Genomic DNA, 20,175 nt, shown 5'->3' on the forward strand with positions numbered 1-20,175 from the left:
ACAAAAATCCTATGGTAGCGCCTGGGCGTGGCGCCGACCAGCTTCTTCACACTGAAGGGGGTGGGAGCCAGGCTTCGGCGAACTCAAACCAGCCTCGTGGGTTCAGGCGTACGCCATTTACGCCTGGTGGAGCGCTAATGCGATAGTGATAATTGAACAGCGGCGTTAGCGTGGCGTCATTCATAAGGCTGGCAAAAACCTGTTGTAAAGCCGCGTGTCGATGGCCCTCATCAGCCTGAATTTGCAGTGCATCCAGCGTCGCTTGCAGATGGGAGAACGCTGGAGCGTCCAAAACATGCGGCCATAGCTGATCGCAGCGCAACCACTGTTCGAGGGTATATTCTGGCGCCTCGCCAATTAGCCTGTCACCCATCATCAGGTCAGCCTGGGCCAGAGGATGGTCGCCATCCCAGTTCTTCGCATTATGAAAAATCAGCGTTAATTCGCAGCCCAGTATTGCCAGCGCCTGGCGAAGCTGTTCGGCCATGGCGTGCAGTTCAACCGGAAGGTGATAGGCCAATGTCAGTTTTTCCGGCAGTGGTACTTCGTCCTGGTTATCCCATTGTGGGATGGTCCACCCTGGCAACAGCGCATTGCTTGGGGTAATGAGATTTTCATCCACATCAAGAGTTTGTAACAGGGAAGAACGATGAATGATATTGACCAACCGGCGAGCCTGGAGCGTGTTCAGACGAGAACTTTTCCGCAGCGTCAAATAGCAAAATCCGAGGCTGATCCCGCTGCTAACCTGACTTAGCATGGCAAGCTCGTCAGGTTTACCAATCGCAATTTGCACCGGATGACGACAGCTGGTACCCAGGTCCTGGGCGAAAAGTTGCGGGGTGATCCAGTATTCAATAGCTTTCAGTAACGGATGGTTTAGATGATAGTGCTCATGGCTCTCTATGCGTACCAGATCGGGTGTAAACAGCGTCAGCCGGAACGGACCGGTGCCGACGAGTGGCTGTTCAGGATGGGCAAGGTGGCTGCTGTAGCTTGCCAGACGGTGCGCCAGCCAGAAATCAGGACGATGGAGAATAAAGGTCAGACATTGAGGATGCGTTACTTCAATGCGTTTAATGCTGATAAACAATTTATTGAGCGCAGGAAGTTCGAGCAGCATTAACAGGCGCTGATGTAGCTGTGCAGTATTTACCGCATCACCATTATGCCAGTACAGCGTGGAGCGAATATAGAAATCCCAGCGCAGGCCGTCGGCGGAGATATCCCAGTGATGAGCTAAATCTCCACAGGGGCGTTGGGTATAACTATCAAAGCGGGTCAAGCCAGAGAATATCTGCCCGGCGAGGTGTTGTTCAGCACGACCGGGGAGAAAGCCTGGATGTAGCGGATCAAGCTGGCGGTAATAGGGGATACGCAATGTCGGCGTATCGTTTTGCCACTGCCCCCCCATAAACGGTTGCAGCAGAGTTCTTAACTCTCCGGGAGCCAGCTGGGCCAGTTCCAGTACGCTGAGTTGTTCTCCCTTTTGTAGTGCCTGTTCCATCATCGTGTTGCGCAGTGAGTCGGGTGTTACCAAAAAGCGCAACAGGCCCCGTTTTCCGCGGCCGGGCTGTGCTTCCCATATCAGCCACCCGGCATCCTGCGCCTGTTTCAGTAACGTTCTTGCATGGCGCTCGCTGCAAAAACATCGCTCAGCCAGTTCGCCAACGGTGACCGACTGGGGTTCTCCGCTCGACGGCTGCCAGAGGCGTTGGTACTGGTTCAGGCGATTTAAAAGTCGCATTTATACTTCATCATTCAAGCTGCCTCTTTGTTGGCTGCACATTACCCGCCCCTTAAGGGGCCGCTACAGGTAGAGTTCAAATCTGCTCCGCCCCTGTCACATACTGGAATATATGTTCCTGGGAATTCCTTCACTTGCCGCCTCGATGCTTCTCGAATGATGTTGTGTAAAGAAACCCGGAACAATTTGTTTTATCTATTCACTATTACTTCCGTATATCTCAGGTGATACTGAACCACAAGTTAACTGCGTCACAGTGTGGAGAAAGAAATGGCTCGTCTGGCTGCGTTTGATATGGATGGCACCCTTTTGATGCCGAATCACCATTTAGGTGATGAAACGCTCTCAACGTTGGCACGCCTGCGTGAACGCGATATCACTCTGACGTTTGCCACCGGTCGCCATGTCCTGGAGATGCGCCATATTTTAGGTACGATCTCGCTGGATGCCTTTTTGATAACGGGCAACGGGACGCGCATTCATTCGCTGGAAGGCGATGTACTTCACCGTCAGGATCTGAACCCCGCTGTGGCTGATATTCTCCTGCATCATGTGTGGGATACGCAGGCCAGCATGCATGTCTTCAACGATAACGGCTGGTTTACCGGACAAGAGATCCCGTCGATCCTGAAAGCGCATGTATACAGTGGATTTCGCTATCAGATAGTTGATGTGAAACGAATTCCGGCCCATCAGGTAACGAAGATCTGTTTCTGCGGCGATCATGACGATCTCATCCGCCTGCGTATTCAATTAAATGAGGTGCTGGGCGAGCAGGCAAATCTCTGTTTTTCCGCCGTAGATTGTCTGGAGGTTCTGCCGCTGGGCTGCAATAAAGGCTCCGCGCTGGCGGTGTTGAGTGATCATTTAGGTTTTTCAATGGCAGAGTGCATGGCATTTGGTGACGCCATGAACGATCGTGAAATGTTGGGCAGCGTCGGGCGCGGGCTGATTATGGGGAACGCCATGCCGCAATTGATTGCTGAACTTCCTCATTTATCGGTGATTGGGCATTGCCGCAATCAGGCTGTATCTCACTTTTTGACGCATTGGCTGGATAATCCGCATCTACCTTATTCCCCCGAATGAGAGATCCCTTCCAGCAAGCCAGACCTTTAGGTCTGGCTTTTTTTTATCTGCTTTAGTTGATATTCAGTAACCGGGATATTTCCGCTTTCCATGGCGCTAAATCACCGATATGCACACTGACCCATTGCGGGTTGTAGTAAGTCTCAAGATAGCGTTCGCCGCTGTCGCACAGAAGCGTCACCAACGAGCCAGTTTCTCCTGCATCGCGCATGCGGGCGGCAAGTTGTAACGTTCCCCACATATTGGTTCCTGTTGAGGCACCGACTTTTCGGCCCAACTGTGTTTCCAGCCAATGTGCAGTGGCAACGCTGGCTGCATCCGGTACGCGCAGCATTTCATCGACGACATCGGGAATGAAAGACGGTTCTACGCGCGGGCGACCGATACCCTCAATTTTACTTCCCACAGGGCTGCGTAACGTGGCATCACGATCCTGCCAGTATGGCAGAAAGACAGAGTTTTCCGGGTCAACTACCATCAGATGAGTGTCATAACCCTGGCAGCGAATATAGCGGCCTATCGTTGCTGATGTACCACCGGTTCCGGCGCTCATCACGATATGTCTGGGAACGGGGTTGGGTTCACATTCCATCTGGCGGAAGATGTTGTCGGCAATGTTGTTATTGCCACGCCAGTCGGTAGCGCGTTCGGCGTAGGTGAATTGATCCATGTAATGACCGTTTAGTTCACGTGCCAGTTGCTCGGACGCAGCATAAATTTCGCAGGCGCTTTCCACAAAATGACAACGGCCGCCGTAAAACTCAATCTGTTCAATTTTACGTTTTGCCGTACAGGAAGGCATAACGGCAATAAACGGCAGTCCTAACAGCCGGGCGAAATAGGCTTCTGAAACCGCCGTTGACCCCGAAGACGATTCAATAATGGTGGTGCCTTCTTTGATCCAGCCATTACACAATCCGTACAGGAACAATGAACGCGCCAGTCGATGCTTCAGGCTACCAGTTGGATGCGTACTCTCATCTTTCAGGTAGAGCTGAATACCTGGAAACGCCGGGAGTGACAGGCGAATGAGATGCGTATCTGCGGAGCGCTGATAATCCGCATTGATTTCATTAATGGCGTTTTTAACCCAGGATCTATTCATCATTAATATCCATTTGTCATTTTGTGCCTAGATTAGCGAAAAGCACGGAAAAAATTGTTGCCATTTAGCCTTTAAAATAGAATGTAAGGAGAAAATTCTTCTCTGTGGAGTGGATATGTTAGACAAAATTGACCGTAAGCTGCTCGGCTTACTGCAACAGGACTGCACCCTTTCTTTGCAGGCATTGGCGGATGCCGTTAATCTGACCACCACTCCCTGCTGGAAGCGACTCAAGAGGCTGGAGGATGACGGCGTACTCCTCGGTAAAGTCGCGCTACTGGATCCGGAAAAACTGGGGCTGGGTTTAACCGCATTTGTGTTGATTAAGACCCAGCATCACAGCAGTGAATGGTATTGCCGCTTTGTCACTGAAGTCACCGGCATGCCGGAGGTACTGGGTTTCTGGCGTATGGCGGGGGAGTACGACTACCTGATGCGGGTTCAGGTCGCCGATATGAAACGTTATGACGATTTCTACAAGCGCCTGGTGAACAGCGTACCGGGGCTATCGGACGTTACCTCAAGCTTTGCCATGGAACAGATTAAATATACTACTGCTCTACCTATTGAATAATTCTTCCGGCGGTCATTGCCGAAAATCAAGTCAGGACATAACGCGTGCGATTATTTGCTCAATTAAGCTGGTACTTTCGTCGGGAGTGGCGTCGCTACCTCGGGGCAGTGGCCTTGCTTATCATCATCGCTATCCTTCAGCTTATTCCACCAAAAGTTGTGGGTATTATTGTGGATGGCGTCAGCACTCAGCAGTTCACGACTGAACAAGTGCTCTTGTGGATCGGCACGATTGCTCTGATCGCTGTGGTGGTCTATTTGCTGCGCTATGTCTGGCGCGTACTGCTGTTTGGTGCTTCCTATCAACTTGCTGTCGAGCTGCGAGAAGATTATTACCGCCAGCTTAGCCGCCAGCATCCTGAGTTTTATCTGCGCCATCGCACGGGTGATCTGATGGCGCGCGCCACTAACGATGTCGACCGGGTGGTGTTTGCTGCCGGGGAAGGTGTACTGACGTTGGTGGACTCACTGGTGATGGGATGTGCGGTATTGATCGTGATGTCGACGCAAATTAGCTGGCAGCTTACGCTAATCGCCTTATTGCCGATGCCGGTGATGGCACTGATGATTAAACGTTACGGCGATAGGTTGCATAACCGCTTTAAACTGGCGCAGGCGGCATTCTCCAGCCTTAACGATCGTACTCAGGAGAGCCTGACCAGCATTCGCATGATTAAAGCCTTTGGCCTGGAAGACCGTCAGTCGGCCTTATTTGCGGCAGACGCCGAAGATACCGGGAAGAAAAATATGCGCGTTGCGCGTATTGATGCCCGCTTCGACCCAACAATTTATATCGCTATTGGCATGGCGAACCTGTTGGCAATTGGCGGCGGAAGCTGGATGGTGGTTCACGGATCGCTAACGCTAGGTCAGTTGACCAGTTTTATGATGTATCTCGGTTTAATGATTTGGCCAATGCTGGCGCTGGCGTGGATGTTTAACATCGTCGAGCGCGGTAGCGCTGCGTACAGCCGCATTCGTGCCATGCTTGCCGAAGCTCCTGTGGTAGATGATGGCGTGGAGTCGGTGCCGGAAGGTCGTGGAGAATTGTCGGTAGCGATCCGCGAATTCAGCTATCCGTTAATGACTCACCCAACTCTTGAAAACGTCAGCTTTCAGCTTAAGCCTGGGCAGATGCTGGGTATCTGTGGTCCGACAGGTGCAGGAAAAAGTACCATTCTGGCGCTGATCCAGCGCCACTTCGATATTACGCAGGGCGATGTGCGTTTTCATGATATTCCGTTAACGCGCTTACAGCTTGATAGCTGGCGCAGTCGGCTGGCAGTTGTTAGTCAGACACCATTTTTGTTTTCGGATACGGTCGCCAACAACATTGCGCTTGGACGCCCGCAGGCGACGCAGGACGAGATTGAACATGTGGCGCGCTTAGCCAGCGTACACGAGGATATTTTACGTCTTCCCCAGGGGTATGACACCGAAGTCGGTGAGCGTGGCGTTATGCTGTCCGGTGGGCAAAAACAGCGTATTTCCATCGCCCGCGCGTTGCTGCTCAATGCGGAAATCCTGATTCTGGACGATGCCCTGTCGGCGGTAGATGGTCGTACTGAGCATCAGATCCTGCACAACCTGCGGCAGTGGGGCGAAGGGAGAACCGTTATTATCAGCGCTCACCGCCTGTCTGCTTTGACGGAAGCCAGCGAGATTATTGTGATGCTGCATGGACATATTACCCAGCGTGGAGAACATGATTATTTGGTGCAGCAACCTGGCTGGTATCGTGATATGTACCGTTATCAACAGCTGGAAGCGGCGCTGTCTGACGCCCCGGAAATAAATGAGGAGGCGGCTAATGCGTAGCTTTGGGCAATTATGGCCGACCCTGAAAAGGCTGCTGGTGTATGGATCACCGTGGCGAAAACCGCTGGCCATTGCGGTGGTCATGCTGTGGGTAGCCGCGGCGGCCGAAGTCAGTGGTCCGCTGTTGATTAGCTATTTCATCGATAACATGGTGGCGAAAAACAACCTGCCGTTAGCGATGGTCGCCGGGTTGGTCGCGGCTTACATAGGTCTGCAACTGCTGGCTGCGGGTTTGCACTACGCGCAGTCGCTGTTGTTTAACCAGGCCGCTGTCGGTGTGGTGCAGCAGCTACGTACGGATGTTATGGATGCCGCGTTGCGCCAGCCACTGAGCGAATTTGACACCCAGCCAGTCGGGCAGCTTATCTCCCGCGTAACCAACGACACTGAAGTTATTCGCGACCTGTACGTGACGGTAGTGGCGACGGTTCTGCGCAGTGCCGCCTTAATTGGCGCCATGCTGGTGGCAATGTTCAGTCTGGAATGGCGTATGGCGCTGGTGGCAATGGCTATTTTCCCCGCTGTGCTGGTGGTGATGGTGATCTATCAGCGTTACAGCACACCTATTGTGCGCCGCGTTCGCGCCTATCTGGCGGACATTAACGATGGCTTTAACGAAGTCATTAACGGTATGAGCGTGATCCAGCAGTTCCGCCAGCAGGCGCGCTTTGGTGAAAGAATGGGCGAGGCCAGCCGTTCGCACTATATGGCGCGAATGCAGACCCTGCGACTGGACGGTTTTTTATTACGACCGTTGCTTAGCCTTTTTTCTGCGCTGATCCTTTGTGGCTTATTAATGCTGTTCAGCTTCACGTCTGGCAGCACAATTGAAGTCGGGGTTCTGTATGCGTTTATCAGTTATCTCGGGCGTCTGAACGAACCTCTGATCGAGCTGACGACTCAGCAATCGATGCTGCAACAAGCAGTTGTCGCCGGTGAACGTGTTTTTGAACTGATGGATGGGCCGCGCCAGCAATATGGCAAGGATGAGCAGCCTCTGAGGAGTGGAAATATTGAGGTTGATAATGTGTCATTTGCTTATCGCGATGACAATCTGGTCCTGCAAAATATCAACCTGTCTGTTCCTTCGCGCAGTTTTGTGGCATTGGTCGGACATACCGGAAGCGGCAAGAGTACGCTCGCCAGCCTGCTGATGGGCTACTACCCGCTGACTCAAGGGGAAATCCGTCTTGACGGACGACCTCTCTCCTCATTGAGTCATGACGTCCTGCGTCAGGGTGTAGCGATGGTGCAACAGGATCCGGTGGTGATGGCAGATACCTTTCTGGCTAACGTCACGCTGGGGCGTGATATTTCAGAAGATAGGGTCTGGCAGGCACTTGAGACCGTGCAACTGGCGGAACTGGCTCGTGGCCTGAGTGATGGCATTCACACCCGACTGGGTGAGCAAGGGAATAATTTGTCCGTCGGGCAGAAACAGCTGTTAGCGCTGGCGCGGGTACTGGTTGAAACGCCGCAGGTACTGATCCTGGATGAAGCCACCGCCAGTATTGACTCGGGAACGGAACAGGCAATTCAGCAGGCGCTGGCGGCGGTACGTGAACACACTACGCTGGTGGTGATTGCGCACCGGTTATCAACGATTGTGGATGCAGACACTATTCTGGTGCTGCACCGTGGTCAGGCCGTTGAACGCGGTACGCATCAGCAATTACTGGCGGCGCAAGGGCGATACTGGCAGATGTATCAACTGCAGTTAGCCGGTGAAGAGCTGGCGGCCAGCGCGCAAGAGGACTCGCTTATCGCCTGATGCACCAGCTTCGCTGTAGCCAACGCTGTTGGTGCAAAAAAATAACGCATCATGCACTGTCATGGTGCGTTTTTCTTTCCATTTATTGTTTCTGATGTACATCACGTTTCAGCCTTTCAACTCGATCCCCTGTTTTCTGCACTAAATAACGGTCCATTTCTGTTTTTTCGATTCCTGGCACACCCCTTGCAATATTCATCCCGTGTATCTGCAGCCACTACTGAATTCTGACTGGAGGGGATCTATGAAGCTGGTTACCGTGGTAATCAAACCGTTCAAACTGGAAGACGTCCGTGAAGCACTGTCGTCTATTGGTATTCAGGGGCTGACCGTCACCGAAGTGAAGGGCTTTGGACGACAGAAGGGCCATGCCGAGTTGTACCGGGGGGCCGAATACAGCGTCAATTTTTTACCGAAGGTGAAGATTGATGTGGCAATTGCCGACGACCAGCTTGATGAAGTTATTGATGTCATCAGTAAGGCGGCCTACACCGGAAAAATTGGCGACGGCAAAATATTTGTCGCCGAGCTGCAACGTGTGATTCGCATTCGTACCGGCGAAGCCGACGAAGCCGCACTGTAACTTCTGGCACACAGTGATAGGAAACCAAAAAATGAAGATAGCAACGATGAAAACGGGTATTGCTTCACTGGCGTTGCTGCCGGGGCTGGCGATGGCGGCACCGGCAGTCGCAGATAAAGCCGATAATGCCTTTATGATGATTTGCACCGCATTGGTGCTGTTTATGACCATTCCGGGCATCGCGCTGTTCTACGGCGGTTTGATTCGCGGTAAGAACGTCTTATCGATGCTGACTCAGGTCACAGTGACGTTCGCGCTGGTCTGCATTTTATGGGTTGTTTATGGCTACTCGCTGGCTTTTGGCGAGGGGAATAATTTCTTCGGTAACTTCAACTGGGTAATGCTGAAAAGCATCGCGCTGACGGCGGTTACGGGGAGTTTCTATCAGTATATCCACGTTGCTTTCCAGGGTTCGTTCGCCTGCATTACCGTTGGGCTTATCGTTGGTGCACTGGCTGAACGAATCCGCTTCTCTGCGGTACTGATTTTTGTGGTGGTGTGGCTAACGCTTTCCTACATCCCTATCGCGCATATGGTATGGGGCGGTGGACTGCTGGCTTCCCATGGCGCTCTGGATTTTGCTGGCGGAACGGTTGTACATATTAACGCGGCGATTGCCGGTTTAGTTGGGGCTTATCTGATTGGCAAACGTGTTGGGTTTGGCAAAGAAGCCTTTAAACCGCATAACCTGCCAATGGTCTTTACCGGTACCGCTATCCTCTATATCGGCTGGTTTGGTTTTAATGCCGGTTCTGCAGGAACGGCAAATGAAATCGCTGCGCTGGCATTTGTGAATACCGTTGTTGCCACTGCTGCTGCCATCCTGGGGTGGATCTTCGGTGAGTGGGCATTGCGTGGCAAACCATCTTTATTAGGTGCATGCTCCGGTGCTATTGCAGGTCTGGTTGGCGTGACGCCTGCCTGTGGCTATATCGGAGTTGGTGGTGCGCTGATCATCGGAGTCATTGCCGGTCTGGCTGGCTTGTGGGGTGTGACGATGCTGAAACGTTTTCTGCGTGTCGATGACCCCTGTGACGTGTTCGGTGTCCACGGTGTCTGCGGCATTGTAGGCTGTATCCTGACAGGGGTATTTGCAGCCAGCTCGCTGGGGGGAGTGGGCTTTGCTGAAGGCGTTACAATGGGGCATCAGCTACTGGTTCAACTGGAAAGTGTAGCGATTACCATCGTCTGGTCCGGTGTGGTAGCGTTCATCGGTTATAAGCTGGCAGATATGACCGTGGGGCTGCGTGTACCGGAAGAGCAGGAGCGTGAAGGGCTGGATGTTAACAGCCACGGTGAAAACGCCTACAACGCGTGATCCCTCGACTGCTGGTTTCGGCCTACAAAGAGTATGCTTGTAGGCCGAAACCGGCATTTATTAATTACGGTTACGCATGACCCCTTCCTGTACGGTAGAAGCTACCAGCACGCCGTCCTGAGTATAAAACTCCCCACGAACAAAGCCCCTGGCTCCGGAGGCGGAAGTGCTCTCCACGTTATACAGCAACCATTCATTGATATTGAAAGGACGATGGAACCACATCGAATGGTCGATAGTGGCTATTTGAATACCTTTCTCCAGGAAACCAATGCCGTACGGTTGCAGCGCAACGGGCAGGAAATTCAGATCAGAAGCGTAGCCAAGGAGGTATTGATGTACGCGCAAATCGTCCTGCAGCGTGCCGTTGGCACGGATCCACACCTGACGGGTTGGTTCGGCCACATGACCTTTTAACGGGTTATGAAACTCTACTGGACGAACCTCCAGCGGACGGTCGTTGATAAACTTTTCTTTCAACAGCGGCGGCAGCAGATGAGCCACAGAGCGGGCAATTTCCGTTTCCGATTTCAGCTCTTCTGGGCCCGGTGCGGCAGGCATGGTTTTTTGATGTTCAAACCCGTCTTCCGGCGCCTGAAAAGAGGCGGTCATATAAAAAATGGGTTTCCCGTTCTGAATAGCGGCAATGCGGCGAGCGCTGAAGCTGTTACCATCGCGCAGAACTTCTACATCGTAGATTATCGGTTTTTGGCTATCTCCCGGGCGTAAAAAGTAGCTATGGAAAGAGTGCACCAGACGTTCTTCCGGCACGGTCTCTTTTGCGGCGTACAGCGCCTGGCCGACGACCTGTCCCCCAAAAACCTGACGCAACCCTAAGTCTTCACTTTGGCCCCGAAAGAGTCCTTCTTCAATTTTTTCCAGATTCAACAATGTCAGCAAATTTTTCAGTGCCAGACTCATACGTGCTCTCCAGGTGATATCGATGTCGCAGCGAGGTAGGCAGAGTATAACGCAATTTTGAAAGTGGTCCGATGGGTGCAATTGTCTGAATAACAGGTCTATTACAGGCAAAAATAGCTGATTTGTGCCACACTTAGTCACGTTATGTTTTTGTTAACCACTCTTCTGGCGGGGAAAGTTCTCGCTGGTGCATAGATGATAAGGAGAATTTAATGAAACTCGTGCACATGGTAAGTGGTTTAGCGGTTGCGGTCGCGCTGGCGGCCTGTGCTGATAAAAGTGCAGATATTCAGACACCTGCGCCAAGCCCTAATACGTCAATTGCTGACACACAGTCAAAAATTCAACAGCCGAATGTTTCTGGTACAGTTTGGATCCGCCAGAAAGTCGCTTTGCCACCGGATGCTGTGCTGACCGTCACGTTGTCGGATGCTTCACTGGCCGATGCTCCGTCAAAAGTGCTGTCACAAAAAGCGGTTCGAACCGAGGGCAAGCAAGCGCCATTCAGCTTCGTGCTCCCGTTTAACCCGGCAGATATTCAGCCCAATGCACGCATCCTGCTGAGTGCGGCTATCATGGTGAATGATAAGCTGGTCTTTATTACCGATACTGTTCAACCAGTCATCAATCAGGGCGGAACTAAAGCCGATCTGACGCTGGTTCCTGTTCAGCATACGGAAGTACCGGTGCAGGCAGGTGGCGGGGCAGCGACTACGGTTCCTTCGACTTCTCCGACCCAGGTGAATCCTTCTTCTGCCGTTCCTGCTCCCACGCAGTATTAATGCAGTTTATAACCCTCTCCGTCAGGAGAGGGTTAATACACCCAGCGATACCGTTGCAAATCGATTTGCCCGCTACCTGAGACCACCACACCTTCCGCCAGCAATGCCTGACGCTGTCGTTGTAGATCGGGACCGGTCAGGGATATTGCGCCATGGCGATTGACAACTCGATACCAGGGCAGGGTGCTGCCTTCCGGGAGTCTCTTTAGCACACCTCCCACCTGGCGCGCTGCTCGCGGTGAACCAGCGAGCCGGGCGACATCACCATAAGTGGTGACAAATCCTTCCGGGATTGAGGCGACGATTTGCCAGACGCGTTGGGGGAAAGAGTCTTGTATATCCATCATTTATTCCTGCAATAATCTTCCAGCATAATCCGGAATGGCGAGGGAGTGAAGCCTCATTGCACAAGAAAACAGCATCCGATGCTGGATGGGTTGCAATTACAGGGTGCAGCAGTGATAATGCGCCTGCGCGTTGGTTAACAACGCTCTCAATGGGGGCTCTGTTGGTTCTCCCGCAACACTACTCTGTTTACCAGGTCAGGTCCGGAAGGAAGCAGCCAAGGCAGATGACGTGTGTGCCGGGATGTAGCTGGCAGGGCCCCCACCCAATTCTGCTTTACTGCAATCTCCTTCTCTTAATCTTCTCTTTCTTGTCATCGTAATGTCATTTTATTGTCATCAAATGCTGTCACTGTGTTTCAGGGATGTTATTTGATGTTTTTACTGCCTCAATCTCGCCGGAAAGATATGGGTCTTGTACCCGCTATGCTTTGGCTGACCACAAGGATTTATTACGATGCCTACCGCAGTATTGAACGTCAAAATTGATGAAGCGCTAAAAGAAAAACTTCGCCATTACGCTGAAGCGAATAATGAAAATTTAAGTATATCAACGGAAAAGCTGCTGCTTATTGCATTTTCCGCAGTAGAAGAGGCGGGAGTCTCCGCTGATGATATTGACAGCCAGCATACGGAAGAATCCGTGGTTGATGCACTGACTCCTAAAGAAATCAAAGCATTGCGCAGATTACTGAAGAAGAAAAAATGAAACAACAACCGCTCTCAAGCGCCTGTAATTATGGCGAAGCCTGTGAATTGCTGCGTTCCGGTTATGTGAAGCATGTTCGCCTGAGCTGGAATGTCGGCAGTGATGAATTTTTCCGTATCGCTTCTGACTGGTGTGATGCCGGGGCAAAGATTAAAAAAGACGGCGATAATTTTATTATCTCCCTGAAAGGCTTCCCGGTTCCCCGCCAACAGTAATGTTGTCTGCCTCTAATGGGCAATGGCAAGTAACGAGCCTTTAGGCTCGTTACTTAGATTATTTTGCGTAGTTTTCCACTACTGGCCTGTAAGCGCAGGTCATCCCAAATTGGTTGTAACGTCTTAAAGGCTGAACGCATTGTGTCATCCGGTAGCGCGAAAGGCATGCGTAAGAAGCGATCGAATGCGCCAGCCAGACCGAAACGCGTTCCGATACCAAGCTGAATGCCTGCATTTTCTGCACGAGTGGCAAATAATGTCGCCAGCGTGTCAGGTAATTCGACCCAGAAAGATAATCCTCCCTCTGGGTGGGTAAAACGCCACTCTGGGAAATGCGAGCTCATCAGAGCACGGCACAAATCACGTCTTGTCGTGAGCAACTGTCTTCTGTCGGGAAGAAAAGTGGCTGCGTTATCCAACAGCCAGCCGGTGGCGAGTTGCTCAAGAACGGGTGAACCCAGATCAAATGTATCGCGGGTCTGTACCAGCGCGGCAATAGTACGTGACGATGCGCGAACCCAGCCCAGACGTAGTCCTCCCCAGAAGCTCTTACCCGCGGAACCCAGCAGAATGATGGGGGCGTCGCGATTGTATGCGGCGAGCGGAGGTGGCGGTGGTGCGTCGTACCACAGGTTGACCATGGTTTCGTCCACAACCAGTGTTGTATGTGTTCTGGCGGCGATATCGGCCACGACCTGGCGAGTTGCAGCATCCATACAGCGTCCGGTTGGATTGTGAAAATCTGGCATCAGGTAGGCCATTCTCGGGGCAGTTTGCGCGATAGTGGCGACCAGACCGGCTGTATCCCAGCCGTGTTCAGGCAGTGACACACCGACGGGGCGGCAGGATGCACCCTGAATCGCAGCAATGGCAAGCGGATACGTGGGATGATCAACCAGTACGCGATCGCCTGGCCCCGTGAGCAATCGCAGGATCAACGCCAATCCGCTGACCGCACCATTCACTACCATTATCTCATCAGCCTGCGTGGGTAATCCGCGTTCGCAATAATGTTGGGCGATGGATTCACGCAAAGAAGGTAATCCCTGCGGCAGATAGCCCGAACTCAGCAGGTGTTGCGGCATAGCAAACAGCGCCTGCTGGTAAGCCTGATGAATTTCCGGACCGGCGCTGAGCGCCGCGGTAGAGAGATCGAGCGCTGTACTGGTGTGCATCCTTGTTGGGACCAGGCGAATATGTTCCGGTAGGATCACCCTTGAACCACTACCGTGGCGGCTTTCGAGATACCCTTCTTCACGTAGCTGCGCCAGGGCGCTGGCGATGGTTGTCCGGCTCACTTCCAAAACGGCAGCGAGTTCGCGTTCGCCGGGCAATCGACTATCCAGTGCCAGCCGACCGTCGAGTATAAGTAGACGCAGCGCTTCTGCCAGCTGCCGCCAGAGAGGCATCCGCGAAGGGACTTCCTGCCAGTGACCAAGCAGGCGTTGAAGAGACTGACTTCCGTAGCGGCGAGATGACATAGCAGTCCACTTTTTGAAAACTGGACATTAATCATAGTGCCAATTGCAGCGAAGATGAAGGTTATCTGAGCGGAGACAGGGGAAAAGTATGCTGCGTCGTTTACTTCAACTGTATATAGGGCTGGCGCTTTATGGTGTGTCGACAGCCATGTTTGTGCGTGCGGATTTAGGGGCCGACCCCTGGAACGTTTTCCACCTTGGTGTGGCGAATTTACTGAAGATGAATATCGGTGTGGTGATCATTGCCGTTGGAGTTCTGGTGCTCCTGCTGTGGATACCACTGCGTCAGCGCCCGGGGTTTGGCACACTGAGTAATGTCATTATGATCGGACTGGCTGCAGATGTGGCGCTGATGGTTATTCCGCAATTTGAATCTCTTCTTACGCGCAGCGGGTTGTTAGTTTCCGCAGTGATACTGAATGCGCTGGCGACCAGCCTGTATATTGGCGCTGGTTTTGGTGCTGGGCCGCGTGATGGTCTGATGACGGGTATTCATGCGCGTACTGGCTGGTCAGTCCGAACCATTCGTACCGCAATCGAAGTGTCGGTTTTGCTCACAGGCTGGCTACTCGGTGGGACCGTGGGGGTAGGGACGGTATTGTATGCGCTGGCTATTGGTCCGTTAATTCAGCTTTGCCTGCCGTGGTTTCGGCATCAACCGCAATCTCGTATTCGGGTTCGCGATAAGCCTGCGGCATGATCCCACGTGGGCGACTAAACTTAACCTCTACTGACGCGGTCGGAATCGGCTTGCCGCGCAGTACACTTCGGAGGTTTTTCTCATGAAGTATGTCGATGGTTTTGTTGTTGCCGTACCCGCTGAAAACAAGGAGGCGTATATCGCGATGGCGGCAAAAGCTGCTCCGCTTTTCAAGGAGTTCGGTGCATTGCGCGTTGTGGAGTGCTGGGCGGATGATGTCCCCGACGGCAAGTTGACCGATTTTCGCATGGCAGTGCAAGCGCAGGATCATGAAGAAGTGGTATTTAGCTGGATTGAATATCCTTCAAAAGAGGTGCGTGACGCGGCGAATCAGAAGATGATGTCCGATCCCCGTATGAAGGAGTTCGGTGAGTCCATGCCATTTGATGGCAAACGCATGATCTACGGTGGATTCTCGCCCATTATGGATGACTGACGTGACTGGCTGTGCGGCGTGCCGCCAGCCATCTCAACCGCTTATCAGCGCCACGCTAAAGCCGCTTTTCTGCCCACAATATAAATTCTTGTTTCACCAGAGCTTTGCTGTAAAGCCAGCCCTGACCGTACTGCACGCCATGATCACGTAACCAGCTTTCCTGATTTGCGGTCTCAATACCTTCCGCCACCATTTCCAGCTTCAGCGTTTTGGCTATCTCGATAATATGCGGAGTCACGTTATTGTATTCCAGTGCATCCACGAACGATTTGTCTATCTTCAGAATATCCACATCCAGATCTTGTAAATAACTTAGGCTGGAGTAGCCGGTGCCAAAGTCATCAATGTAAATAGAATGCCCCGCCTGGCGGTATCTGGCGATAAACGGTGCACTGGTTTTCGGATCGGCAAATGCGCGTTCGGTCAGTTCCAGGGCGATTTGCGAAGGTTTGATCTGCCAGTGATTTACCTTCTGGCTTAACAGGGTTGGGAGGGTTTCTGATGTCAGGTTGTCTGACTCAAGATTGATGGATATATGCTGTTCTGGATGCTGGTGTAGCCATTTACCCAAATCGTCGAATACGCTTTCAATAATCAACTGAGTAAGTTGCTTTGACAGCCCGGTTTGCTCCGCCAGTCCGACGAAAATCTCCGGTGAGAGGAAACTCCCGTCAGCCTGTGGCCAACGGGCCAGCGCCTCGGCTCCGACCACTTTTCCGGTCCTGAGCGAAATAATCGGCTGATAATAAACTTTAATATCCCGATGACGGATAGCTTCCTGCAGCTGGTGACGAGGGGACTGTAAGCGACGAAAAATGCTCAGAATAAATGCGGCAGTTAACAGACCAATAATAATCCCCGCCGGGAGCCAGATAAGCGCCTGTCTGTGCCATATTTTTTGCAGAGGCAGTGTCGATGCCCAGCTTACGATAGTGATGCCTAATTCGGGGAAGGGGCGGGCATTATAGATAACGCCATTTTTTTCTAAGTGCGTAATGGCATTCTCTATTTGAAGGTTATGCAAGATGTCTGGTGGGAGATTATCGCTACTGGCGACGACCGTTTTGCGCGTGGTGCCAATTATGGCGACATCAATCGGCCATGAGCCAAACGGAATGACGTCAATGAAGGAATTGGGATCGATCATCACAACATAATGCTCGCTGCCTAATGCCGCCATAAAACGCTGGATGCCCAAATCGTTTTGGGTGGTTAACCATGCCTGGTAACCATCACGCGTGATTTTCATTGCCGGTGGGAATGCGGCAGCCCGACTCCTTTTCTCCAGGGAAGAGCATTGTGGAACGTTGTTCTTGAGATACAGCACTTCCTGAATATAACGGTAGCTGTATGACAATCGACGCATTTCCAGCAAATGTTCTTCTCCGCAAGGTACTCCCTGAAAAGTTTCAATTTTGCGTAATGCTTTTTTCGCCTGATCGCCGACTCTTTCCGTACGTAAAGCGACCCTGTTGGTGAAGGAGTCAAGTTCATCAATAAATTTCGTTTCGACCTGACGATGCGCCAGCCACAGGCTTAAACCAACAGGCGCAAGGATGGACAGAATAAGCACACCTGTCATCAGACCTATCAGATATCGTGTTGTCACAGTGATGTCCTTATTAACACAGCGTATGGAAAGTATATCTGAAAGCCAAAAAACCTATTCGATGGGTATCATATATTTAGGGCCATTTATCATCTTGTTAATTACCCATAGTACAAATCAGGTTGAGATATGTGCGGGAGTGGTGTATTTTGTCAGTTATGTTATAACGTAACAGTTTGAGGTAATCATGAAACCGGATATCCATCCTTTTTATCGTACCGTGGTGTTTCACGACACCAGTGCCAATGAGTACTTTAAGGTTGGTTCGACCATTAAAACAGAACGTGAGATTGAGTTTGAGGGCCAGGTGTACCCATACGTTACCCTTGATATCTCTTCTAAGTCTCACCCGTACTATACCGGAAAACAAAAAACCTTCGATAACGAAGGTAGCGCGGCGCGTTTCCAGAAACGTTTTGGCCATTTCATTGGCGCTAAGCGAGGTTAAGATGCAGGTACTCAATTCACTTCGTAGCGCAAAACAACGACATCCTGACTGCCAGATTGTCAAACGCAAAGGGCGCTTGTACGTCATCTGCAAAACGAATCCGCGATTTAAAGCGGTACAGGGTCGGAAGAAAAGACGTTAGTTATTTTGCCAACATCACTGGGACTCAAGTGCGTGCCATTCGGGTACGCACTTTTTTTATCAGCGATTACTGACTGGTCTGTGCACGGGTCAGGGTGAAGATGTCGTAGAAAGAGAGTTCGCCTTTACGTGTCATCATTTTTTGCAGTTGTGCTTTATGCTCACTATCTACCCGAGGAGAGTGCAGTATGGTATCGATGAGTGAGGATGGAACAAAACGTGTGTTGTACCATTCGCCGTTATAGCAGACTCTAAAATCCAGTACGTCAATATCCTCAAAGCGATAACGCGGTGCCACGTCAAAAAAGAAAAAACCATTCAGTATTACGAACAGTACCACCAGCAACCATACTGAATCGACCAGTGTTTCTGATTGCAGCATAACCGCCAGCGTAGCAAACCAGGCAATATACATGCCGATAAATAACCCAGGATGTTTGCGAATGAAGCTGATGCTAAAGCGCGGTCTGTTGTCGCGCTTCTCGCGAATATTTAAGTCGTCGATTGTTTCGGTAAGCAGACGCTGTATTTCTGTCATTTCTTGCCTTCGTGATGTCTTCAATAATCAGGAGGGATCGGCCTATTTTAAGAGGGGATCCTGTCTGAAAAAAGTAACAGATTAACCACAATTTAGCATAACAGTTACATTTCTGTTCACAACGTTTTGATGACCCGCGCAGGATTACCCCCAACTACGGTATTTGCCGGGACGCTTTTGGTTACTACGGCACCTGATGCAACAACGACGTTGTCACCCAGAGTTACGCCAGGATTTATCACGGCTCGCCCACCTATCCAGACGTTATTCCCGATAGTCACCGGTTTTCCCAGTTCCTTACCACTGTTGCGCTCATCGGCATCCAGCGGGTGGGTTGCGGTATAGATATGGACTCCCGGTGCAAGCATACAGTTATTGCCAATATGGATCGGGCAGACATCAAGCATGACGCAGTCGAAATTGGCATAGAATTCTTTGCCGAGGTAGATGTTATAGCCGTAATCGCAACGAAATGTAGGTTCGATATAAGCTCCCTCGCTTTGACCCAACAGGTCATGCAGAATAGCCTGCCGCTCATGTTGTTCATCGGGGGCGGTGAAATTATATCGATGGATCAGTTGGCGTGCGCGAAGCCGATCTTTGCGTAAAGTATCGTCTGCCGGGCGATACAATTCGCCGGCGATCATCTTTTGCTTTTCCTCACTCATTGCGCATTTTCCTGTTTGCTGATGGTTAATCTCAGTACACTAAAACGCAATGCAATCAAGGGGAACGTTCCCGATACTTCTGTGTGATCACTGTCACATGATTAGAGTTAAGTAATAGTTAGAAACGAGAAAACGGTCAGTCAGACAAACAAATGTACCGCTATACCTGACTTAACCTCGTGAGCAATTAGCGAATGAATTTCCAAACGGAAGTTGGGATCTTGTCGTACAGCTTATTCATGGTCAATTCAGCAAGACGATGATCTGCTGCTGAGTAAAATACAGCCAGTTCATTGTCAGACAATTCATATTTATTTTTCTCAATAACGCGTTCAAGTGTGTCTATTGTCTGGCAGCGTCGCAGGCGCATCAAATAATCAGTTTTAGTTAATGGTTTATCGGACATAACTCTTACCTATGATTGTAATAATTTTTAACAAGACAAACTTACAGGATTAGCCCTGGTGGCATTGACAAAACAGCGAAACAACCGATTACCGGACTTTCGCCATTTCTGTAGATCCTGCGTATTAATACCATAACTGCTGAACAACATAAAAGTGTCATCCAGGTATTCATCAATCTGAGCGATCAGCTTATTGTCCTCATTGTACTTAATTTTATAATTAAGTGCGAAGGTTGCAATATGCTCTATCAGTTCATTGAGCTGCAAGCTGGTTGCTGAAGTCGGGTCATTAACCCAACCATGGTTGCTTTGTTCAAGGTTTGCAAGACAGTCATGATACAGGGTTTCACAGAGAAATTTAAGCTGTGCGATATCATGTCTTTTGGGTGAGTATTCATCCATAACGCATCCCCTTCTTAGAGGCTTAACTAACCGAACACCTTTCGGGATGGATACAACAAACTACCTGGAACTTGCCCGCGACTCCTGATGGTTTAACTATAATCTACTCTAAAAAAGATTTCATCGTCGTATCACGAAAAATTACATTTACGGCAAATTATGATGCAGTTCCATTTTTACACTTTAACTGATAAATACAGGTATTCGAAATGGAACAATTTCTTTATTGTTCGGGCAATCATCAGGTTATCTTGTTTAGGTTTAGCAACAAAAGGCAACAGTCTACAATGCAATGAGTGACTAGGATTAATCTTAATATTTATTAAAGTAAATAAGAAACCTCAGGATTCTTTAAGAATAGCCTTTAAGCC

The 20,175-nt window shown here is 50.8% G+C and carries 22 protein-coding genes, 1 other RNA gene and 1 pseudogene; 14 read left to right on the forward strand and 10 right to left on the reverse strand.

All coding sequences use genetic code 11. From position 1 onward, the window contains the following. Nucleotides 1-46 precede the first annotated feature (46 nt). Entirely contained in the window at nucleotides 47-1,747 is a 1,701-nt protein-coding gene (locus tag LG384_RS05485) for an SgrR family transcriptional regulator (protein ID WP_225760587.1), read from the reverse strand. Between the two features lie 270 nt (nucleotides 1,748-2,017). Between LG384_RS05485 and cof the strand changes: the two genes are divergently transcribed. Then, nucleotides 2,018-2,836: an HMP-PP phosphatase gene (gene cof, locus LG384_RS05490; RefSeq protein ID WP_045440571.1), complete on the forward strand. Its 819-nt coding sequence runs from the start codon at nucleotides 2,018-2,020 to the stop codon at nucleotides 2,834-2,836. Between the two features lie 52 nt (nucleotides 2,837-2,888). Here cof and LG384_RS05495 read toward each other — a convergent pair whose 3' ends face one another. After that, nucleotides 2,889-3,944, reverse strand: a complete 1,056-nt coding sequence (locus LG384_RS05495) for a PLP-dependent cysteine synthase family protein (protein WP_225760588.1) — start codon at nucleotides 3,942-3,944, stop codon at nucleotides 2,889-2,891. A gap of 112 nt (nucleotides 3,945-4,056) precedes the next feature. Here LG384_RS05495 and decR point away from each other — a divergent pair, with 112 nt between their 5' ends. From decR to amtB, 5 genes are all read left to right on the forward strand, one after another. Then, nucleotides 4,057-4,515 (forward strand): DNA-binding transcriptional regulator DecR, encoded by a 459-nt coding sequence (gene decR / locus LG384_RS05500; RefSeq protein WP_045440577.1) that lies wholly within the window; start codon nucleotides 4,057-4,059, stop codon nucleotides 4,513-4,515. Nucleotides 4,516-4,559: 44 nt separating this feature from the next. After that, the gene (locus LG384_RS05505; protein ID WP_225760589.1) at nucleotides 4,560-6,332 is read left to right on the forward strand and encodes a SmdA family multidrug ABC transporter permease/ATP-binding protein; all 1,773 of its coding nucleotides are present in this window, start codon (nucleotides 4,560-4,562) and stop codon (nucleotides 6,330-6,332) included. After that, the gene (locus tag LG384_RS05510) at nucleotides 6,325-8,103 is read left to right on the forward strand and encodes a SmdB family multidrug efflux ABC transporter permease/ATP-binding protein (RefSeq protein WP_045440582.1); all 1,779 of its coding nucleotides are present in this window, start codon (nucleotides 6,325-6,327) and stop codon (nucleotides 8,101-8,103) included. The genes LG384_RS05505 and LG384_RS05510 overlap by 8 nt, the downstream gene beginning before the upstream one ends. A gap of 244 nt (nucleotides 8,104-8,347) precedes the next feature. Further along, nucleotides 8,348-8,686 (forward strand): P-II family nitrogen regulator, encoded by a 339-nt coding sequence (glnK, locus tag LG384_RS05515; protein WP_002891893.1) that lies wholly within the window; start codon nucleotides 8,348-8,350, stop codon nucleotides 8,684-8,686. A 31-nt stretch (nucleotides 8,687-8,717) separates the two neighbouring features. Then, entirely contained in the window at nucleotides 8,718-10,004 is a 1,287-nt protein-coding gene (amtB, locus tag LG384_RS05520; protein WP_048221942.1) for an ammonium transporter AmtB, read from the forward strand. A 60-nt stretch (nucleotides 10,005-10,064) separates the two neighbouring features. On the opposite strand, the gene tesB is transcribed toward amtB, so the two are convergent. Further along, nucleotides 10,065-10,925, reverse strand: coding sequence for an acyl-CoA thioesterase II (gene tesB / locus LG384_RS05525; RefSeq protein ID WP_048221941.1), 861 nt, complete (start codon nucleotides 10,923-10,925; stop codon nucleotides 10,065-10,067). A 212-nt stretch (nucleotides 10,926-11,137) separates the two neighbouring features. Here tesB and LG384_RS05530 point away from each other — a divergent pair, with 212 nt between their 5' ends. Continuing rightward, nucleotides 11,138-11,707 carry a YbaY family lipoprotein gene (locus LG384_RS05530; protein ID WP_045440593.1) on the forward strand — a complete coding sequence of 190 codons (570 nt, stop codon included), beginning with the start codon at nucleotides 11,138-11,140 and terminating at the stop codon, nucleotides 11,705-11,707. A 32-nt stretch (nucleotides 11,708-11,739) separates the two neighbouring features. Here LG384_RS05530 and LG384_RS05535 read toward each other — a convergent pair. Next, nucleotides 11,740-12,129: pseudogene (locus LG384_RS05535) on the reverse strand (MGMT family protein). A gap of 84 nt (nucleotides 12,130-12,213) precedes the next feature. Here LG384_RS05535 and ffs point away from each other — a divergent pair. From ffs to LG384_RS05550, 3 genes are all read left to right on the forward strand, one after another. Beyond that, nucleotides 12,214-12,310, forward strand: an RNA gene (ffs, locus tag LG384_RS05540) — signal recognition particle sRNA small type. Nucleotides 12,311-12,508: 198 nt separating this feature from the next. Then, a complete protein-coding gene (locus tag LG384_RS05545; RefSeq protein ID WP_225760590.1) occupies nucleotides 12,509-12,760 on the forward strand; it encodes a hypothetical protein in 252 nt (83 codons plus the stop codon). Next, on the forward strand, nucleotides 12,757-12,975 hold the full coding sequence (locus LG384_RS05550; RefSeq protein WP_045440600.1) for a hypothetical protein: 219 nt from the start codon (nucleotides 12,757-12,759) through the stop codon (nucleotides 12,973-12,975). Before LG384_RS05545 ends, LG384_RS05550 begins: the two co-directional genes overlap by 4 nt. 53 nt (nucleotides 12,976-13,028) lie before the next feature. On the opposite strand, the gene LG384_RS05555 is transcribed toward LG384_RS05550, so the two are convergent. Beyond that, the gene (locus LG384_RS05555; RefSeq protein WP_200012195.1) at nucleotides 13,029-14,456 is read right to left on the reverse strand and encodes a PLP-dependent aminotransferase family protein; all 1,428 of its coding nucleotides are present in this window, start codon (nucleotides 14,454-14,456) and stop codon (nucleotides 13,029-13,031) included. Nucleotides 14,457-14,544: 88 nt separating this feature from the next. Between LG384_RS05555 and LG384_RS05560 the strand changes: the two genes are divergently transcribed. Continuing rightward, nucleotides 14,545-15,156: a YitT family protein gene (locus LG384_RS05560; RefSeq protein WP_200012197.1), complete on the forward strand. Its 612-nt coding sequence runs from the start codon at nucleotides 14,545-14,547 to the stop codon at nucleotides 15,154-15,156. An 82-nt stretch (nucleotides 15,157-15,238) separates the two neighbouring features. Further along, on the forward strand, nucleotides 15,239-15,592 hold the full coding sequence (locus LG384_RS05565) for a DUF1428 domain-containing protein (RefSeq protein ID WP_045440607.1): 354 nt from the start codon (nucleotides 15,239-15,241) through the stop codon (nucleotides 15,590-15,592). A gap of 55 nt (nucleotides 15,593-15,647) precedes the next feature. On the opposite strand, the gene LG384_RS05570 is transcribed toward LG384_RS05565, so the two are convergent. Then, nucleotides 15,648-17,201: an EAL domain-containing protein gene (locus LG384_RS05570; RefSeq protein ID WP_225760591.1), complete on the reverse strand. Its 1,554-nt coding sequence runs from the start codon at nucleotides 17,199-17,201 to the stop codon at nucleotides 15,648-15,650. Between the two features lie 187 nt (nucleotides 17,202-17,388). Here LG384_RS05570 and LG384_RS05575 point away from each other — a divergent pair, with 187 nt between their 5' ends. Then, complete coding sequence (locus LG384_RS05575; RefSeq protein WP_045440619.1) at nucleotides 17,389-17,649, forward strand: type B 50S ribosomal protein L31; 261 nt, start codon at nucleotides 17,389-17,391, stop codon at nucleotides 17,647-17,649. Nucleotide 17,650: 1 nt separating this feature from the next. Continuing rightward, nucleotides 17,651-17,791, forward strand: coding sequence for a type B 50S ribosomal protein L36 (gene ykgO / locus LG384_RS05580; protein WP_005125190.1), 141 nt, complete (start codon nucleotides 17,651-17,653; stop codon nucleotides 17,789-17,791). 66 nt (nucleotides 17,792-17,857) lie between these two features. On the opposite strand, the gene LG384_RS05585 is transcribed toward ykgO, so the two are convergent. The 4 genes from LG384_RS05585 to tomB form a co-directional block, all read right to left on the reverse strand. Next, nucleotides 17,858-18,328 carry a YlaC family protein gene (locus LG384_RS05585; protein ID WP_045440622.1) on the reverse strand — a complete coding sequence of 157 codons (471 nt, stop codon included), beginning with the start codon at nucleotides 18,326-18,328 and terminating at the stop codon, nucleotides 17,858-17,860. Between the two features lie 116 nt (nucleotides 18,329-18,444). Next, a complete protein-coding gene (gene maa, locus LG384_RS05590; protein WP_045440624.1) occupies nucleotides 18,445-18,996 on the reverse strand; it encodes a maltose O-acetyltransferase in 552 nt (183 codons plus the stop codon). Between the two features lie 187 nt (nucleotides 18,997-19,183). Continuing rightward, on the reverse strand, nucleotides 19,184-19,402 hold the full coding sequence (locus LG384_RS05595) for an HHA domain-containing protein (protein WP_002892050.1): 219 nt from the start codon (nucleotides 19,400-19,402) through the stop codon (nucleotides 19,184-19,186). A gap of 27 nt (nucleotides 19,403-19,429) precedes the next feature. Further along, nucleotides 19,430-19,804: an Hha toxicity modulator TomB gene (tomB, locus tag LG384_RS05600; RefSeq protein WP_003021733.1), complete on the reverse strand. Its 375-nt coding sequence runs from the start codon at nucleotides 19,802-19,804 to the stop codon at nucleotides 19,430-19,432. Nucleotides 19,805-20,175 lie beyond the last annotated feature (371 nt).

The organism is Citrobacter sp. Marseille-Q3906, assembly GCF_916618775.1.
Classification (GTDB): Bacteria; Pseudomonadota; Gammaproteobacteria; order Enterobacterales; family Enterobacteriaceae; genus Citrobacter; species Citrobacter murliniae.

Excerpts from the sequence above, each read along its gene's own strand:
- LG384_RS05485 (WP_225760587.1), bottom strand. The coding sequence starts at position 1,747 with ATGCGACTTTTAAATCGCCTGAACCAGTACCAACGCCTCTGGCAGCCG.
- cof (WP_045440571.1), top strand. The coding sequence starts at position 2,018 with ATGGCTCGTCTGGCTGCGTTTGATATGGATGGCACCCTTTTGATGCCG.
- LG384_RS05495 (WP_225760588.1), bottom strand. The coding sequence starts at position 3,944 with ATGATGAATAGATCCTGGGTTAAAAACGCCATTAATGAAATCAATGCG.
- decR (WP_045440577.1), top strand. The coding sequence starts at position 4,057 with ATGTTAGACAAAATTGACCGTAAGCTGCTCGGCTTACTGCAACAGGAC.
- LG384_RS05510 (WP_045440582.1), top strand. The coding sequence starts at position 6,325 with ATGCGTAGCTTTGGGCAATTATGGCCGACCCTGAAAAGGCTGCTGGTG.
- glnK (WP_002891893.1), top strand. The coding sequence starts at position 8,348 with ATGAAGCTGGTTACCGTGGTAATCAAACCGTTCAAACTGGAAGACGTC.
- amtB (WP_048221942.1), top strand. The coding sequence starts at position 8,718 with ATGAAGATAGCAACGATGAAAACGGGTATTGCTTCACTGGCGTTGCTG.
- tesB (WP_048221941.1), bottom strand. The coding sequence starts at position 10,925 with ATGAGTCTGGCACTGAAAAATTTGCTGACATTGTTGAATCTGGAAAAA.
- LG384_RS05530 (WP_045440593.1), top strand. The coding sequence starts at position 11,138 with ATGAAACTCGTGCACATGGTAAGTGGTTTAGCGGTTGCGGTCGCGCTG.
- LG384_RS05545 (WP_225760590.1), top strand. The coding sequence starts at position 12,509 with ATGCCTACCGCAGTATTGAACGTCAAAATTGATGAAGCGCTAAAAGAA.
- LG384_RS05550 (WP_045440600.1), top strand. The coding sequence starts at position 12,757 with ATGAAACAACAACCGCTCTCAAGCGCCTGTAATTATGGCGAAGCCTGT.
- LG384_RS05555 (WP_200012195.1), bottom strand. The coding sequence starts at position 14,456 with ATGTCATCTCGCCGCTACGGAAGTCAGTCTCTTCAACGCCTGCTTGGT.
- LG384_RS05560 (WP_200012197.1), top strand. The coding sequence starts at position 14,545 with ATGCTGCGTCGTTTACTTCAACTGTATATAGGGCTGGCGCTTTATGGT.
- LG384_RS05565 (WP_045440607.1), top strand. The coding sequence starts at position 15,239 with ATGAAGTATGTCGATGGTTTTGTTGTTGCCGTACCCGCTGAAAACAAG.
- LG384_RS05575 (WP_045440619.1), top strand. The coding sequence starts at position 17,389 with ATGAAACCGGATATCCATCCTTTTTATCGTACCGTGGTGTTTCACGAC.
- ykgO (WP_005125190.1), top strand. The coding sequence starts at position 17,651 with ATGCAGGTACTCAATTCACTTCGTAGCGCAAAACAACGACATCCTGAC.
- LG384_RS05585 (WP_045440622.1), bottom strand. The coding sequence starts at position 18,328 with ATGACAGAAATACAGCGTCTGCTTACCGAAACAATCGACGACTTAAAT.
- maa (WP_045440624.1), bottom strand. The coding sequence starts at position 18,996 with ATGAGTGAGGAAAAGCAAAAGATGATCGCCGGCGAATTGTATCGCCCG.
- LG384_RS05595 (WP_002892050.1), bottom strand. The coding sequence starts at position 19,402 with ATGTCCGATAAACCATTAACTAAAACTGATTATTTGATGCGCCTGCGA.
- tomB (WP_003021733.1), bottom strand. The coding sequence starts at position 19,804 with ATGGATGAATACTCACCCAAAAGACATGATATCGCACAGCTTAAATTT.